Raw genomic sequence first — 14,284 nt, forward strand, 5'->3', positions numbered from 1 at the left:
CGCCCGTCCGCCGGCATGCTGCCGTCCGCCGCGCACCCTGGCCCGTCCGCCGCCCACGCTTCTGCGCAGGTTGCGTTCGTTGGCGCAGGTTGCAAAGTGCGCGGTTGCCTGGAACGTGCGCGGGTCAGGCAACGGCAGGCCGCAAGATGGTGCGCGGACGAGGAAGCGCGCTTGCGAGCTCGAAGGCTCGCTCCAGCTTTTCGACGAGCCTCTCGGGGTGTTCGAGATCGGACCACGTCCACCGAACGACGACCCAGCCGTGCGAGCGAAGTGCGTCTTCCCTGTACTTCTCGGCAACGACGGCGTCGCTCGGCGATTGGCCCGGGTTCAGGTATTTCGAGTATTTGACTCTTCCGTCGAACTCACCGATGACGCCGAAGTCTTCGAACACGAAGTCGACCCTGGCGATGAACAGGCCTGCATCGCTGTACAGGTCGACCTGAAGCATCGGGACGGGAAGTCCGGCGTAGTGAATCTGCACTCGGCTTCGCGATTCACCGATGCTTTCGCTGCCTGCGTCGGCGAAGTTCACGGCGCGCTGGGCTTTCACCGTACTTTTCACACCACTGCGTTGGAGTGCCTCCCTGATTCCGTTCATCGTCGCCAGACGTCGGTACAGTGCGGCGTCGATCGCGCACACAGCAGCTTCGAAAGGGAGCGCCTTACACAGATCTGCCACAGTCCGGTCCGGCGAGGTGACGGAGAGGCCGCCAGCGGTGACCACGTCTTGGGGGCTCAGAATCGCAGGGTGAACGTGTCGAGACGTCGTCCTTCTCCCACCGCTGGGCCGTGCGATTGAAAAGTGCGCGCGCTGTAAGTCCGGCGTCCACAAGGGAATTCCATGCAACAGAGCCGCCGATTGATGACTGACGATCAAGTCGCTGCCGGCTGCTGCACGGTGTGCGCGGACCCCGAGAATGTGACGTTCGGAGGCGCTCATCGCTTCGAGCTTCTGCGTCGGCGCAAAAGCTCCTCGACGAATGCGCTCTATCGCGCCGGTTTTCGTCGCGGCTCGAATGTCGGCATCGGTCGAGCCGGCGCGAACGAGGTTGGAGCGAAGCAGTAAGTCCGAGTCCAGGTTCATGCCGTACATGTTGAATCGTTCCGTGGGGCAGCGATAGATGTGGATAACCAGCCTGTGGATGAACGAAATCAGCGTATGCTGACCGACTTTCGCGACGGCTCAGTCCAATCCGCGCGGGTTCCAGCCAACTGCGCAGTTTGCAAGCTGCGCAGTTTGCGGGAAGGTGCGCGGATGGGGGTGGATGAGGCGAGAAGGTGCGCGGAAGGGAGTGGACGAGCCCGCGTGCAGGCGGATCGGCTCGCCCGGCCAGTCAGCTCGCGGACCGACCCCAATCCGCGCAGGTTGCAGCGGTCGGCGCAGTTTGCAAGCTGCGCAGTTTGCGGGAAGGTGCGCGGATGGCGGTGGATGAGGCTGGAAGGTGCGCGGATGGCGGTGGATGAGGCGGGAAGGTGCGCGGATGGGGGTGGATGAGCCCGCGTGCAGTGCGGAGGGGCCGACGCGTCAAAACGCAGGCGGATTGGCTCGCCCGGCCAATTAGTTCGCGGACCGACCCCAATCCGCGCAGGTTGCAGCGGTCGGCGCAGTTTGCAACCTGCGCAGTTGGCGGGAAGGTGCGCGGACGCCGGTGGACGCGTTCAAGGGTCCGCGGACGCTGGTGGACGCGTTCAAGGGTGCGCGGACGCCGGCGGGCGAGGCCGGGGTGCACCGTGTTCGAGTTGGAAAAAAGATCAACCGGCAACCAGCCCTGAAACGCCGAACGCCGCGGCCAGGGGGTGGCAGCGGCGTTGGACGGGTGGGCGGGGGTCAGATGATTTGGCCCCAGCCGTCGACGGATTCGGGTTTGCGGGGTTCGGGGCCGGTGTAGATGGCGGCGGGGCGGACGAGTTTGCCGAGGCGCTTTTGTTCGAGGATGTGTGCGCACCAGCCTGCGGTGCGGCCGCAGGTGAACATTGCGGGCATCATCGCGGTGGGTACTTCGGCGAAGTCGAGGATGACTGCGGCCCAGAATTCGACGTTGGTTTCGATGGCGCGGTCGGGGCGGCGTTCGCGCAGTTCGGCCAGTGCGGCTTGTTCGAGTGCCGCGGCCACTTCGTAGCGGGGAGCGCCGAGGCGTTTGGCGGTTGCACGCAGCACGCGGGCGCGGGGATCTTCGGCGCGGTAGACGCGGTGGCCGAAGCCCATGAGCTTTTCTTTGCGGTCGAGGATGCCTTTGACGAGTCCGCGGGGGTCGTCGGATTTTTCGACTGCTTCGATCATCGGCAGGACGCGTGCGGGTGCGCCGCCGTGGAGCGGGCCGGACATGGCGCCGATGGCTCCGGACAGGGATGCGGCGACGTCGGCTCCGGTGGATGCGATGACGCGGGCGGTGAAGGTGGAGGCATTCATGCCGTGTTCGGCGGCCGATACCCAGTAGGCGTCGATGGCTTCGGTGTGTGCGGGGTCGGGGTCGCCCTTCCACCGCGTCATGAAGCGTGCGGTGACGGTTTCGCACCGGTCGATCTTCTTCTGCGGGACTGCGGGCTGGTAGATGCCGCGCGCGGACTGTGCGACGTAGGACAGTGCCATGACGGATGCGCGTGCGAGCTGGTCGCGGGCGGTGGCGTCGTCGATATCGAGCAGTGGCTTGTATCCCCAGATCGGCGCGAGCATCGCGAGGCCGGCCTGTACATCGACGCGGACGTCGCCGGTGTGGATGGGGAGGGGGAACGGTTCGGCCGGCGGGAGTCCCGGTCCGAAGCGTCCGTCGACGAGCAGCGCCCAGACGTTCCCGAAGGTGACGCGCTTGGACACGAGATCTTCGATGTCGACGCCGCGGTAGCGCAGTGCACCGCCGTCTTTGTCGGGTTCGGCGATGTCGGTGGTGAAGGCGGTGACGCCTTCGAGGCCACTGACGAAGTCTTCGGGTACCTGTTGAACAGCCATGCCTGTGGACTCTCCTCGTAGCGTCACTGCCCGATCGAGCCACGTTCGGGCTTGTTTGAGGAGAAACTTTAGCTGGTCGTACTCGGGGGTAGCGTCTGGGTTCGTGCCGAACGACAAACCAGCTCTCGCCGACATGCGCGTCGATTACACGGAAGACGCAGACCTCGACATCGAACGGGTTCGCGACGGTTGGCTGCCGGTTGCGCAGGACTGGTTGGCCGATGCCGTCGCTGCGCATCTTCCGGAGCCGAACGCTGTGGTGTTGGCGACGGTCGATGCGGCGGGCCGCCCGTCGACCCGCACGGTTCTGTGCAAGGGCCTCGATGCCGCGGGTGTCGTGTTCTATACCAACTACGACTCCGACAAGGGGACGCAGTTGACGCGTACCCCGTATGCGTCGGTGACGTTCCCGTGGATAGGGATGGCGCGTCAGCTGACCATTCGCGGCGTCGCCGAAAAGGTGTCCGCGGAGACGACGGCCGAGTATTTCGCGTCGCGGCCGCGTGGGTCGCAGTTGGGGGCGTGGGCGTCGCAGCAGTCGCGCCCGATCGGGTCGCGTGCGGAACTCGAGCGTGCGCTCGACGAAGTCACCCGCAGATTCGACGGGCTGGAGGTGCCGGTTCCGCCGAACTGGGGCGGCTTCCGTGTGGTGCCCGATACCGTCGAGTTCTGGCAGGGCCGAACCAGTCGGCTGCACAACAGGATTCGTCTGGTTGTCGGTACCGGTGAGGTGGAGCGTCTCCAACCGTGAGCAGGCTGCGCGGTGTTCTCGCCGATACGACTCCACTGAAGACTCCGGCGTATCGACGGTTGTGGGTCGCCAATATCGTGACGGTCATCGGTGCTCAGCTGAGTATCGTGGCTGTGCCGCAACAGGTTTTCCAGATCACTCTGAGTTCGGCGTTCGTCGGGTTGACGGGTGTGTTCGCGCTGGTTCCGCTCATCGTGTTCGGGCTGTGGGGTGGTGCGCTGGCCGACGTGATGGATCGACGCACTTTGCTGATGATCACCACGGGCGGTCTGATCGCGACGTCTGCACTGTTCTGGTTGCAGGCGTTGCTCGAGCTGAACAATGTGTGGGTCATTCTGGTGTTGTTGGCAATTCAGCAGGGCTTCTTCGCGGTCAATCAGCCCACGCGGAGCGCCATCCTGCCTCGAATTCTGCCGGGCAGTCAGCTTCCGGCGGCGAACTCGCTGAACATGACGGTGTTCAGTTTCGGCGCGATCGCGGGTCCGCTCAGCGCGGGCATTCTCATTTACTACATCGGGCTCGAGACGCTGTATCTGATCGACACGATTGCGTTGTTCGCGACGCTGTGGGCGGTCGTCAGGTTGCCGGCGATTCCGCCGTCCAGGACGGGGCAGCGGGCCGGATTGCGTTCGGTGTTCGAAGGTTTCGCCTATCTGGCCACGCAGAAGGTGCTTTTGGCGTCGTTCGTGGTGGACATCATCGCCATGGTGTTCGGTATGCCGCGCGCACTGTTTCCTCAGATAGCGCACGAGAGCTTCGGTGACCCGGTGTCGGGCGGACCGGTGCTGGGCATGTTGTTCGCCGCCATGTCGGCAGGCGCCGTCATCGGCGGTGTGTTCTCGGGGTGGCTCCCGCGGGTGCAGCGTCAGGGGCGCGCGGTGTTGATCTGCATCGTGGTGTGGGGCGGAGCCATGATCGGGTTCGGCGTTGCCGTCGGGTTCGCTACCGACGGAATGACCTCGCTCGCGCTGTGGTTCGCGCTGGCGTTCCTCGCGTTGGGCGGCGGTGCGGACATGGTATCGGCGGCGTTCCGTTCGACGATGCTCCAGCAGGTGGCGACCGACGAGATGCGAGGTCGCCTGCAGGGTGTGTTCATCGTCGTGGTCGCCGGTGGTCCGCGGATCGGTGACGTTCTGCATGGAGCGGCGGCTGCTTCGGTGGGAACGGCGGCGGCCGCGGCGGGCGGCGGCGTCCTCGTTGTCATGGGAGTTTCGATCGCGGCTTTGGCACTTCCGGCATTCATCCGATACCGAGTCGGGGCCGTGGTGAAGAATGACGGCCATGGCTGATCCACAGAACTACGAACTCCGCAGCGGCAAGTACCGGGCCGAGGTCGCGTCCACGGGTGCAGGGTTGCGGCGGCTCGAGTTCGACGGCTCGCCGATGACCGAGACGTGGGAGATCGGCACCAAGCCGCCGCTGTCGGCGGGGCTCGTCCTCGCCCCGTGGCCGAACAGGATCGCCGACGGCACGTTCACGTTCGGTGGCGCCGAGCACAGGCTCGAGATCACCGAGCCCTCGCGGAACAACGCGAGTCACGGCTTCGTACGCCGGGTCGCGTGGACGCTCGTCGATAGATCGGCCTCGCGCGTCGAACAGACGGTGGAGATAGGAACGCACGAGGGATGGCCGTTCGCACTGACGGTCGAGGTGGTGCACGAGGTCACCGACGACGGACTCGTCGTGACGGCCACCGCGAAGAACACCGGTGGCACGGCCGCGCCGTACGGGATGGGCTTTCACACGTTCGTTCGCGTCGGCGATGTTCCGTTGGACGAGTGCACGCTCGAGATCGCTGCGGGTACGCGGCTGGAACTCGATGCGGTGCGGAACCTGCCCACGGGGCCGTCGGTACCCGTCGAGGACACCGATTTCGATTTCCGGACGCCGAAGCCGCTGAAGGATGTCTGGCTGGATACGCCGTTCAGTGCCGAGATCCCCGACGTGGACGGCAAGGCGCGCCACATTCTGCGTGCCCCGGACGGTCCGGCGACGGTTCTGTGGACCGACCGCGAGTTCGACTGGGTTCAGGTGTTCACCGCCGATCCGGCCCACGATCAGGCTTACCCGGATCGCGGACGCGCACTGGCCGTCGAACCCATGACGTGCCCGCCCGACGCTTTCAACTCGGGTATCGACATGTTGGTTCTCGAGCCCGGCGAATCGTGGACCGGTGCATGGGGAATGGAGTACCGGCCATGACGATTCTGGTGTGCGGCGAAGCGTTGGTGGACCTGGTGCCGGTGCACGAGGGGCCGTTGCTGTCCCCGAAGTTGGGCGGTGGGCCGTTCAACGTCGCGGTCGCGCTCGGACGGCTGGGCACGCCTGCAGCTTTCTTGTCCCGGGTATCGACGGACCCGTTCGGTGATCGGATTTTGGCTCGGTTGCGCGATGCAGGCGTCGACACGTCGTTCGTTCAGCGCGGCGCGGAGCCGACCACGCTTGCGCTGACGACGCTCGCCGACGACGGCAGCGCGCAGTACTCGTTCTACGCCGACGGCACCGCGGACCGACTGGTTCAGGACCCGGGCGATCTGCGCGAGGACATCGACGTGTTGTCGTTCGGCACGTTGTCGTTGCTGTACGAGCCGGGTGCGTCGATGTATGCCGAGTTGCTGCATCGCGCGCACGCGGCTGGGAAGCTGACGATGCTCGACCCCAACATCAGGCCTGCGGCGATCGACAGCACGAGCGGCGACATCACCGCCGACGGCTTCCGGCGCCGGTTTCGGTCGTGGTTGCCCGCCGTCGACATCCTCAAGGTGTCGGAGGACGATTCTCACTGGTTGGGACAGGGTGAGGAGGGCACGACCGTCGACGACTGGTTGGGCGCAGGCGTCACGGCGGTGGTCATGACGCGCGGCGGTGACGGCCTGTCGGTGTTCACCGCGTCCGGCGAGCACAGCGTGCCGGGGGTCGCCGTCGATGTGGTCGACACCATCGGTGCTGGTGACACCGTCCACGGCGCTCTACTCGACTTTCTCGCGAGAGAGACCATTGTCACATCGTCCGCGCTGCGAGAGATGAACGAGGAAGATTGGCACAGAGCATTGAGGTTCGCCGCACGCGCCGCTGCCATCACGGTTTCGCGACCGGGTGCGGACCCTCCGTGGGCGTCCGAGGTGCCGAGAGACTAGTTTCTCTATCGACGTAAAGAATGTGTTCGTTCAAAGACAAGTGTCCGTTACAAGAGTTCGAGAGGGACCATTCGTGCCCGCTGAGAATGACGCCAAAGCCACCCTCACCTATCCCGGTGGCGTTCACGAGATGTCCATTGCCAAGGCGACCGAGGGCAATGACGGCATCGAACTGGGAAAGCTGCTGGCTGAGACCGGTTACACGACCCTCGACGGTGGTTTCGTCAACACCGCTTCGACGAAGTCGGCGATCACCTACATCGACGGCGCCCAGGGCATCCTGCGGTACCGCGGTTACCCGATCGAACAGCTTGCAGGCAAGTCCTCGTTCATCGAGGTCAGCTACCTGTTGATCTACGGAGAGCTGCCCTCCGAGGACCAGCTCGAGACTTTCACCGACCGTATCCGTCGGCACACGCTGCTACACGAGGACCTCAAGCGGTTCTTCGACGGGTTCCCGCGGAACGCGCACCCGATGCCGGTGCTCTCGAGCGCGGTCAACGCGCTGTCGGCGTACTACCAGGATTCGCTGGATCCCAACGACCCCGAGCAGGTCGAGCTGTCCACCATCCGCCTTCTCGCGAAGTTGCCGACCATCGCGGCGTACGCCTACAAGAAGTCGGTCGGCCAGCCGTTCCTGTACCCGGACAACTCGAAGAGTCTCGTCGAGAACTTCCTCCGCATGACGTTCGGTTTCCCCGCGGAGCCGTACGAGATCGATCCGGAGATCGTCAAGGCGCTCGACATGCTGCTCATCCTGCATGCCGATCACGAGCAGAACTGTTCGACGTCGACCGTTCGGCTGGTCGGATCATCGGACGCCAACCTCTTCACGTCCATTTCCGGTGGCATCAACGCACTGTGGGGCCCGCTGCACGGCGGCGCCAACCAGGCCGTCCTGGAAATGCTCGACAAGATCAAGGCCGAGGGCGGCGACGCCACCGACTTCCTGCGTCGAGTGAAGAACAAAGAAGACGGCGTCAAGCTCATGGGCTTCGGACACCGCGTCTACAAGAACTTCGATCCGCGCGCAACCCTGGTCAAGGAGACCGCGCACACGATCCTCAGCAAGCTGGGCAACGGTGACGAACTGCTCGACATCGCGCTCAAGCTCGAGGAAACCGCACTCACCGACGATTACTTCGTCGAGCGGAAGCTGTACCCGAACGTCGACTTCTACACGGGCCTGATCTACCGCGCGATGGGCTTCCCGCCGCGTATGTTCACCGTGTTGTTCGCGATGGGTCGCCTCCCCGGCTGGATCGCGCACTGGCGCGAGATGCACGAGGACGCCAATGGCAAGATCGGCCGTCCCCGTCAGATCTACACCGGTTACACCGAGCGCGATTACCAGGATCTCGCCTCGCGCTAGTTCCGCCGCAGAACGTCGATGCCGCCGGTCCCGAAAGGGGCCGGCGGCTTCTCTTTACGGCCCAACAAGCAGTTCCGTTTCGGCGTGGGCGATGAACCACCGTTCCCATGTCGACGGCGACCACCCGCGTTCCCGGGTGAGCCGCAGCCACACGCTTCGAGCGGTCAGCATCCACATCGCGTCGACGACGGTGTCCGACGGTGGAGCCGCGAGGATGAGTTCCGTCGCCCAGCGAACTTCGTTCCACCGCGTGTGCTCGCGCTCGGCCAGCCGCTGAGCGGCAACCCCGTCTACGACCGCGGCCTGGTCGAGGACGTGCTGTATGGCTGCCGAACGCTCGTGTGCACCTCGTAGCCAGTGGGCACCGGCGGCGAGCCGTTCGTCGAAGTCGCCGTCGGCCATTTTCTTGTACTCGGGTAGTTCCCGGACCGCGGTGTTCGCGCCGTTCGAGAGGGCGTCGTCGATGCAACCGTCCAGCAATGCGAGTTTGCCGTCGAATTGCTGATAGACCGTCTGGCGAGTGACTCCAGCCGAGGCGGCTACATCGGCCATGGTCGTCGCGACCCATCCGCGGGTGAGGAACATCGCGTGGGCGGATGCGATCACGGATGCGCGATTGCGTCGAGCGCGTTCTGTCCGCAACTCCGACGAGTAGGTCCTGGGCCGCCTGCACCTCACTATGACCGGCGACGGTCCTCCTGTAGTTCTGTGGCACAGCATGTTCGTCGACTCGACCAGCTGGAGTCGCCTGGTTCCCCTGCTCACCGGTTATCGAGTCCATCTCGTGGACGCCCCGTCGTGCGGAGCCAGCGATTCGTTGCGCGCGTCCGCCGACATATCGGCGTGTGCGGACGCCGCTGCCGAACTCGTCGTCGAGCTGCAGAAACGGTACGGCTACGGGCCGGTTGGCTGGGTCGTTGACGCCTCGCCTGGGGTGGTCATATCGGGATGGAACTTGCTGCCCGTCGACCGGATCTGATCTCGAGCCTGGTGGCCATCAGCGCGCCGACTCGACCCGTGGACGCGCAGTTGCGCCGAAAGACTCGACTCCTGCTTCCGCTGTATCGCCTGATCGGCCCGCGGGGCCCGGTACGACGTGCGATCGAAGAAACTATCTTCACCGATCACACTCGAGGCCACGACCTCGACGCTGTGCAGTTCTCGCGCAACGCGCTGAAGCGAAGCGGACGCCGGGCCACCGTAAGGGCAATCGAGACGGCAATTCTGAACCGCACCGACTAACGTCGGGCTGCCGAGGAATTGACGTGCCCGACCCTGTTCGTCACCACCGATGACCGCGGAGAATGGACACCGGAGGAAGCCTGTTCGGTGGTCGCCACCATGGTCGACGCACGAGAAGCTACCGTGCACAACGCCCGAGTGATACCTGCGCTCGAGCAGCCCGAAGCGCTCGCCCGCGCCATTCGCGAGTTCTGGATCGGTATCGCCTCGACGGTGTAGCTCGACAACGAGATCGAAGCTGTGCACCGATTCGGGCGGGAACCGATGCACAACCTCGTTTTCGGCGGGGCGCGGCTAGAACTGGCGACGGTTCTCGAGCACCGGCAACTTTTTCCGGACGGCGTCGACGAGGGCGGTGTCGATCTCGACGGTGAGGAGCCCGGGCGTCGCGTCGAGTTCACCGAGGACGTCTCCGGTGGGGGAGCTGACGACGCTGTGGCCGACGCCCAAGGGTGCGGTTCCGCTGGCGTCGGCAGGCTCGGCTTGGTCGCAGGCTGCGACGTATGCCGTGCAGTCGAGTGCTCGTGCCCGTGCGAGCAGCGACCACTGCTCGATCTTGCCCGGTCCGGATCCCCACGATGCGGGTACGACGACGAGTTGGGCACCCATGTCGCCGAGCTTCTGAAACAGAGCGGGGAACCGGATGTCGTAGCAGGTGGCGAATCCGATGGTGACGCCGTCGATGTCGACGGTCAGCGGGTCCGTTCCGGGGGCGACGGTGTCGGACTCGGCGAATCCGAAGGCGTCGAACAGGTGGATCTTGTCGTAGTGCGCGTCGGTGGACGGCCCAGTCACCAGCAGTGTGTTGCGCACGCGGCCCTCGTCGGCTGGGGTGAACATGCCGGCGACGATCGTGATGCCGACGCTGTGGGCGATGTCGCGGACGGTGTCGGCCCACGGTCCGTCGACGGGTTCGGCGATTCCGCGGATGGGTCCACCGAAGCAGCGCATCATGGCCTCGGGAAACACGACGAGCGAGGACCCTGCGTCCTTGGCTGCCTGCGCGTGAGTACCGATGATCTTCAGATTTTCGGATGGTTCGGTGCCGCTGGTGACCTGCGCGAGGCTCACTCGAAGGGTGGTGCTCATCTGCTTCGCTCCTGGTGTCGTGTCGCGTGGGGAGGTATACATAGCGTATGCAACCGGTGTCGGGTAGAGACAGGGCGTATGCATTCGTGCGTGATCAGGTTCTCTCTTCGCCGGCCGCGACGGGCACCTTTCTCAACGAGCAAGAGCTCGCGACGCGAATCGGTGTGTCGCGCACACCCGTTCGCGAAGCGCTCCTGATGTTGCAGGCGGAGGGCCTGTTCGAGATGGTACCCAAGCGCGGTGCGCACGTGCCGGCGATGTCGGGTCGTCAGGATGTCGGGTCGTCAGATCGGCGAACTCATGGATCTGCGCGGTGTGCTCGAGCGGCACGCCGGGACGACGGCCATCAGCGTGGGCGCGCCGCCCGTCATGCAGATGCGTGCGGCTCTCGAGAAGCAGAGTCTGCTGGCCGATGTCGAAACCGAGGATGCTGCAAAACAATTCATCGACCTCGACGGTAGCTTCCATCAGATTCTCGTCGACAGTGCCGGTAGCGAGTTGCTCTCGCGTACCTACGCCGGGTTGCGGGCCCGGCAACTGCGTGTCGGCCTGACGGCCCTCTTCGCGGCGTCCGATCGGCAACGCAACGTGTGCACCGAGCACGAGGCCATCGTCGTGGCCCTCGAGAAGGGGGACGAGGGCCTCGTGCATCGGGCGATCGACGATCATCTCGAGGTCACGCTGCAGATCCTGCTCCGGGCGTAGCGCGGGAGAGCGTCGCGTATTCCTCTTCTTCTGCGCGGTCCGGGTTGCGTCCGAGCGCGAGTCCGATGAGAGTGAGGATGCCGACGATCGACACATAGGCGACGATGAGTTCCCAGCTGTCCGTCCGGTCGAGCAGGAAGACGAAGATCAGAGGGGCCATGGCGCCGCCGAGTACCCCGGCGAGGGTGTAGGCGAGCGAGCTTCCGGTCGAGCGGAGTCGAACGGTGAACTGCTCGGTGACGAACGCGGCCTGGGGCCCGTACATGAACGAATGAAACGCGAGTCCGACGACGACACCCAGGATCAGCAGCGGCAGTGAACTCCCTCCGATGGTGAGGAAGAAGATCGCGGACCATGCGACGCCGCCGACCGCTGCCACGGCGTAGACGAGGCGACGGTTGATGCGGTCGGAGATGGCTCCCGCCAGCGGAATGAGGCCGAGCTGGAAGGCCGAACCGATGAGAATTGCGATCAATACTTCGCTGCGCTCGAAGCCCAGCTTCTGGGTTCCGTAGGTGATCGAGAAGACGGTGAACAACGCGTGGAGGACGTCGGGGGCGATGCGGGAGAGGATTGCCGCGATCAGGGGGCGGCGCTGGGTCTCGAAGACCTCACTGATCGGAGCTTCGGAGCGATCGCCGCTCTCCTTCAGGGCCTTGAACACCGGGGTGTCCTCGAGTTTCAGCCTGATCCACAAACCGAATCCGACGAGTACCGCGGAGAACAGGAAGGCGACGCGCCAGCCCCACGACTCGAACTGCTCCTCGGTGAGCGCCAAGGTCAGGCCGGCGAGAGCACCGTTGGCCAACAGGTTGCCCGCCGGCGGGCCGATCTGTGCGGCGGAGGACCAGAAGCCTCGTTGACGAGGGTTGCCGTACTCGCTGGAGAGCAGGACGGCTCCGCCCCACTCGCCGCCGACGGCGACGCCCTGCGCGAATCGCATCGTCACCAGCAGGATCGGCGCGACGATGCCAATGGTGTCGTAGCCGGGGATCAGGCCGATGGCGAACGTGGTGACGCCGATCAGGAGCAGGGTGATGACAAGTAGTTGTTTTCGCCCGATGACGTCGCCGAGCCGTCCGAAGACGAATCCACCGACCGGGCGCGCGATGTAGCCGACGGCGTAGGTCGAGAAGGCGAGCAGGGTTCCGGTGAGGGGATCGCTCTCCGGGAAGAAGATGATGGGGAAGATCAGGGCGGCAGCCGCCGAGTAGACGGCGAAGTCGTACCACTCCAAAGCCGTCCCGGTCAGGCTAGCGGCGAAGGCTTTCGCCAGGCGTCGCGTGGAGCAAGAATGCGTCACCGGACGTGCTCGGATCGGGAGCCTGGCGGCTGTCGGATGTGGCCGACCCGGCGGCGACCAGTTCGCCGAGCAGTGGAAGGTCGAGATGCGCGATCCCGCCACCGGCAACGCACTGACCTGCGAATACCGCACAATACTCATGCCTTCGCCTATCGGCTGACCAGCACGACGTAGGGTGGAAGCCGTGACGAAGCCAATTATCGAGTTCCAGGCAGGCCCTCCACCCATCGATCTCGTGGTGGTTGATCTGGTCGAGGGCGACGGCGCCGAAGCTGTTGCGGGCGGCAATGTCGAGGTCCACTACGTCGGCGTCGAGTTCGAATCCGGAGAGGAATTCGACTCCTCATGGAACCGCGGCGAGTCGATCAAGTTCCCCCTGCAGGGCCTGATTCAGGGCTGGCAGGACGGAATTCCCGGGATGAAGGTCGGTGGGCGTCGTCAGCTCACCATTCCGCCGGAGCTCGCCTACGGACCTGCCGGCCAGGGCCACCGTCTGTCGGGCAAGACCCTCGTCTTCGTGATCGACCTGCTCGACGTCAAGTAGTTTTCACGTCTCAGCGCATCGCAGGGATGGCAGCACTGGCTGTGCGGCGCGCTCGGAGTAAACGGTTCAGGCGTCTTCGCGATCGCGATCGTCGAGTTCCAACACCAACCGCGCACCGCCGAGCGGACTGTCGGTGAAGTAGGCGCGTCCACCGTGCAGCGCAGCCTGCTGCGCTACGAGTGCCAGCCCCAGTCCCGAGCCGCCCTTGGTGGCGGCCGCGCCGCGGTAGAAGCGCTCGAACACCGACGTGCGCTCGTTGTCGGGTACACCGCTCCCATTGTCGTCCAGGACGATATCGACGCGATTGCCGTCACGGGCGACGGTGATCAGCACCTGTGTCGCGTTACCGTGCCGGACCGCGTTGATGATGGCGTTGTCGAGGGCCAGGCGCAACCCGGCGGGGAGCGCACGCACGACGAGCGTCGGTGCGGCGTCGACCCGTACGTCGAGATCGGGGTTCTGCCGCATCGCGTCCTGCGCTGCCACGTCGCAGATTTCGACGACGTCGACGTCGGTGCGGTCCTTCTCGCTGGACAGCTCGCCCGACGCGAGACGTTCCAGGGCGGATAGTGTCGCCTCCACCCGCCCCTGCGTCCGCTGCAGGTCTTCGAGGATCTCGAACCGCTGCGGAGGTTCCAGGTCGAGTGTGCGCAGAACTTCGATGTCGGTGCGCATCGCGGTCAGCGGGGTCCGCAGTTCGTGAGCGGACACCGCGGCGAAATCGCGTGCGGTGCCCAGAGCCTCGGTGGTGCGCGCCTGCGCGTCGTTGACGCGTTTGAGCATGTCGGCGATGGCAACGGCGAGTTCGTCTGCTTCCCGCACTCCGGTTCTGGTCTCCGGAGATTGCGGCGGACGCGCACTGACCTGGCGGGTGAGCGTCACGAGCGGTTTGACGGCGCGGCCGCCGAACACCCATCCCAGGCCGGTCGACGCCGCCACGGCGGCCAGACCCCCGAAGATGACCCACCGCTGCTGGTCGTCGGTGACCTGCTGAGCTTCGATGGCCGGGACGCCGACCGAGATGACGATGTTGCTGGCCGACACGGCCTCGGACGTGTACACCCGGAACCTGTCGCCGTCGACGTCGACGGTTTCCGAACCCTCGTCGAGCAGAGGCAACTGCGTGGGCGTCGACGCGATGACGACGCCGCCCGTGCTGATGGTGACGGCGAAGGCACCTGAGCTGCCCAGCTG

16 protein-coding genes and 1 pseudogene are annotated in these 14,284 nt (G+C 65.2%); 11 read left to right on the forward strand and 6 right to left on the reverse strand.

What is annotated here, in order from left to right:
• Positions 1-124 precede the first annotated feature (124 nt).
• A complete protein-coding gene (locus WBQ44_RS22710; protein ID WP_495568914.1) occupies positions 125-1,084 on the reverse strand; it encodes a hypothetical protein in 960 nt (319 codons plus the stop codon).
• A gap of 744 nt (positions 1,085-1,828) precedes the next feature.
• Positions 1,829-2,947 (reverse strand): citrate synthase 2, encoded by a 1,119-nt coding sequence (locus tag WBQ44_RS22715; RefSeq protein WP_495568915.1) that lies wholly within the window; start codon positions 2,945-2,947, stop codon positions 1,829-1,831.
• 133 nt (positions 2,948-3,080) lie between these two features.
• Here WBQ44_RS22715 and pdxH point away from each other — a divergent pair, with 133 nt between their 5' ends.
• The 5 genes from pdxH to WBQ44_RS22740 all read left to right on the forward strand — a co-directional run bounded on the left by pdxH (position 3,081) and on the right by WBQ44_RS22740 (position 8,207).
• Entirely contained in the window at positions 3,081-3,698 is a 618-nt protein-coding gene (pdxH, locus tag WBQ44_RS22720; RefSeq protein WP_495568929.1) for a pyridoxamine 5'-phosphate oxidase, read from the forward strand.
• Entirely contained in the window at positions 3,695-4,987 is a 1,293-nt protein-coding gene (locus WBQ44_RS22725; protein WP_495568916.1) for an MFS transporter, read from the forward strand. The genes pdxH and WBQ44_RS22725 overlap by 4 nt, the downstream gene beginning before the upstream one ends.
• Entirely contained in the window at positions 4,971-5,900 is a 930-nt protein-coding gene (locus tag WBQ44_RS22730; protein WP_495568917.1) for an aldose 1-epimerase family protein, read from the forward strand. The genes WBQ44_RS22725 and WBQ44_RS22730 overlap by 17 nt, the downstream gene beginning before the upstream one ends.
• On the forward strand, positions 5,897-6,835 hold the full coding sequence (locus WBQ44_RS22735) for a carbohydrate kinase family protein (protein WP_495568918.1): 939 nt from the start codon (positions 5,897-5,899) through the stop codon (positions 6,833-6,835). Before WBQ44_RS22730 ends, WBQ44_RS22735 begins: the two co-directional genes overlap by 4 nt.
• A 73-nt stretch (positions 6,836-6,908) precedes the next feature.
• Positions 6,909-8,207: a citrate synthase gene (locus tag WBQ44_RS22740; RefSeq protein ID WP_495568919.1), complete on the forward strand. Its 1,299-nt coding sequence runs from the start codon at positions 6,909-6,911 to the stop codon at positions 8,205-8,207.
• Between the two features lie 54 nt (positions 8,208-8,261).
• On the opposite strand, the gene WBQ44_RS22745 is transcribed toward WBQ44_RS22740, so the two are convergent.
• Positions 8,262-8,813, reverse strand: coding sequence for a TetR/AcrR family transcriptional regulator (locus WBQ44_RS22745; protein WP_495568920.1), 552 nt, complete (start codon positions 8,811-8,813; stop codon positions 8,262-8,264).
• 112 nt (positions 8,814-8,925) lie between these two features.
• Between WBQ44_RS22745 and WBQ44_RS22750 the strand changes: the two genes are divergently transcribed.
• From WBQ44_RS22750 to WBQ44_RS22760, 3 genes are read left to right on the forward strand one after another with little or no spacing between them, the layout of a single operon-like run.
• Positions 8,926-9,186 (forward strand): alpha/beta fold hydrolase, encoded by a 261-nt coding sequence (locus WBQ44_RS22750; RefSeq protein ID WP_495568921.1) that lies wholly within the window; start codon positions 8,926-8,928, stop codon positions 9,184-9,186.
• A complete protein-coding gene (locus tag WBQ44_RS22755) occupies positions 9,156-9,449 on the forward strand; it encodes a hypothetical protein (protein ID WP_495568922.1) in 294 nt (97 codons plus the stop codon). Before WBQ44_RS22750 ends, WBQ44_RS22755 begins: the two co-directional genes overlap by 31 nt.
• An 18-nt stretch (positions 9,450-9,467) precedes the next feature.
• On the forward strand, positions 9,468-9,668 hold the full coding sequence (locus WBQ44_RS22760) for an alpha/beta fold hydrolase (RefSeq protein ID WP_495568923.1): 201 nt from the start codon (positions 9,468-9,470) through the stop codon (positions 9,666-9,668).
• 75 nt (positions 9,669-9,743) lie between these two features.
• On the opposite strand, the gene WBQ44_RS22765 is transcribed toward WBQ44_RS22760, so the two are convergent.
• Positions 9,744-10,538, reverse strand: a complete 795-nt coding sequence (locus tag WBQ44_RS22765) for a carbon-nitrogen hydrolase family protein (protein ID WP_495568924.1) — start codon at positions 10,536-10,538, stop codon at positions 9,744-9,746.
• 47 nt (positions 10,539-10,585) lie between these two features.
• Between WBQ44_RS22765 and WBQ44_RS22770 the strand changes: the two are divergent.
• Positions 10,586-10,729, forward strand: a pseudogene (locus WBQ44_RS22770) (GntR family transcriptional regulator); the annotation flags it as partial.
• An 82-nt stretch (positions 10,730-10,811) separates the two neighbouring features.
• Entirely contained in the window at positions 10,812-11,243 is a 432-nt protein-coding gene (locus WBQ44_RS22775) for a GntR family transcriptional regulator (protein WP_495568925.1), read from the forward strand.
• Here WBQ44_RS22775 and WBQ44_RS22780 read toward each other — a convergent pair.
• Positions 11,215-12,687, reverse strand: coding sequence for an MFS transporter (locus WBQ44_RS22780; protein ID WP_495568926.1), 1,473 nt, complete (start codon positions 12,685-12,687; stop codon positions 11,215-11,217). The genes WBQ44_RS22775 and WBQ44_RS22780 overlap by 29 nt on opposite strands.
• Before the next feature lie 43 nt (positions 12,688-12,730).
• Between WBQ44_RS22780 and WBQ44_RS22785 the strand changes: the two genes are divergently transcribed.
• Complete coding sequence (locus WBQ44_RS22785; RefSeq protein WP_495568927.1) at positions 12,731-13,090, forward strand: FKBP-type peptidyl-prolyl cis-trans isomerase; 360 nt, start codon at positions 12,731-12,733, stop codon at positions 13,088-13,090.
• A gap of 66 nt (positions 13,091-13,156) precedes the next feature.
• Here the strand turns inward: WBQ44_RS22785 and WBQ44_RS22790 are convergent.
• Positions 13,157-14,284: sensor histidine kinase (locus WBQ44_RS22790; protein ID WP_495568928.1), on the reverse strand; the 1,128-nt coding region annotated here is incomplete at its 5' end.

It is taken from the genome of Rhodococcus sp. (in: high G+C Gram-positive bacteria), assembly GCF_049591685.1.
Classification (GTDB): Bacteria; Actinomycetota; Actinomycetes; order Mycobacteriales; family Mycobacteriaceae; genus Rhodococcoides.

Excerpts from the sequence above, each read along its gene's own strand:
- WBQ44_RS22780 (WP_495568926.1), bottom strand. The coding sequence starts at position 12,687 with ATGAGTATTGTGCGGTATTCGCAGGTCAGTGCGTTGCCGGTGGCGGGA.
- pdxH (WP_495568929.1), top strand. The coding sequence starts at position 3,081 with ATGCGCGTCGATTACACGGAAGACGCAGACCTCGACATCGAACGGGTT.
- WBQ44_RS22710 (WP_495568914.1), bottom strand. The coding sequence starts at position 1,084 with ATGAACCTGGACTCGGACTTACTGCTTCGCTCCAACCTCGTTCGCGCC.
- WBQ44_RS22750 (WP_495568921.1), top strand. The coding sequence starts at position 8,926 with ATGTTCGTCGACTCGACCAGCTGGAGTCGCCTGGTTCCCCTGCTCACC.
- WBQ44_RS22775 (WP_495568925.1), top strand. The coding sequence starts at position 10,812 with ATGTCGGGTCGTCAGATCGGCGAACTCATGGATCTGCGCGGTGTGCTC.
- WBQ44_RS22730 (WP_495568917.1), top strand. The coding sequence starts at position 4,971 with ATGACGGCCATGGCTGATCCACAGAACTACGAACTCCGCAGCGGCAAG.
- WBQ44_RS22715 (WP_495568915.1), bottom strand. The coding sequence starts at position 2,947 with ATGGCTGTTCAACAGGTACCCGAAGACTTCGTCAGTGGCCTCGAAGGC.
- WBQ44_RS22735 (WP_495568918.1), top strand. The coding sequence starts at position 5,897 with ATGACGATTCTGGTGTGCGGCGAAGCGTTGGTGGACCTGGTGCCGGTG.
- WBQ44_RS22755 (WP_495568922.1), top strand. The coding sequence starts at position 9,156 with ATGGAACTTGCTGCCCGTCGACCGGATCTGATCTCGAGCCTGGTGGCC.
- WBQ44_RS22765 (WP_495568924.1), bottom strand. The coding sequence starts at position 10,538 with ATGAGCACCACCCTTCGAGTGAGCCTCGCGCAGGTCACCAGCGGCACC.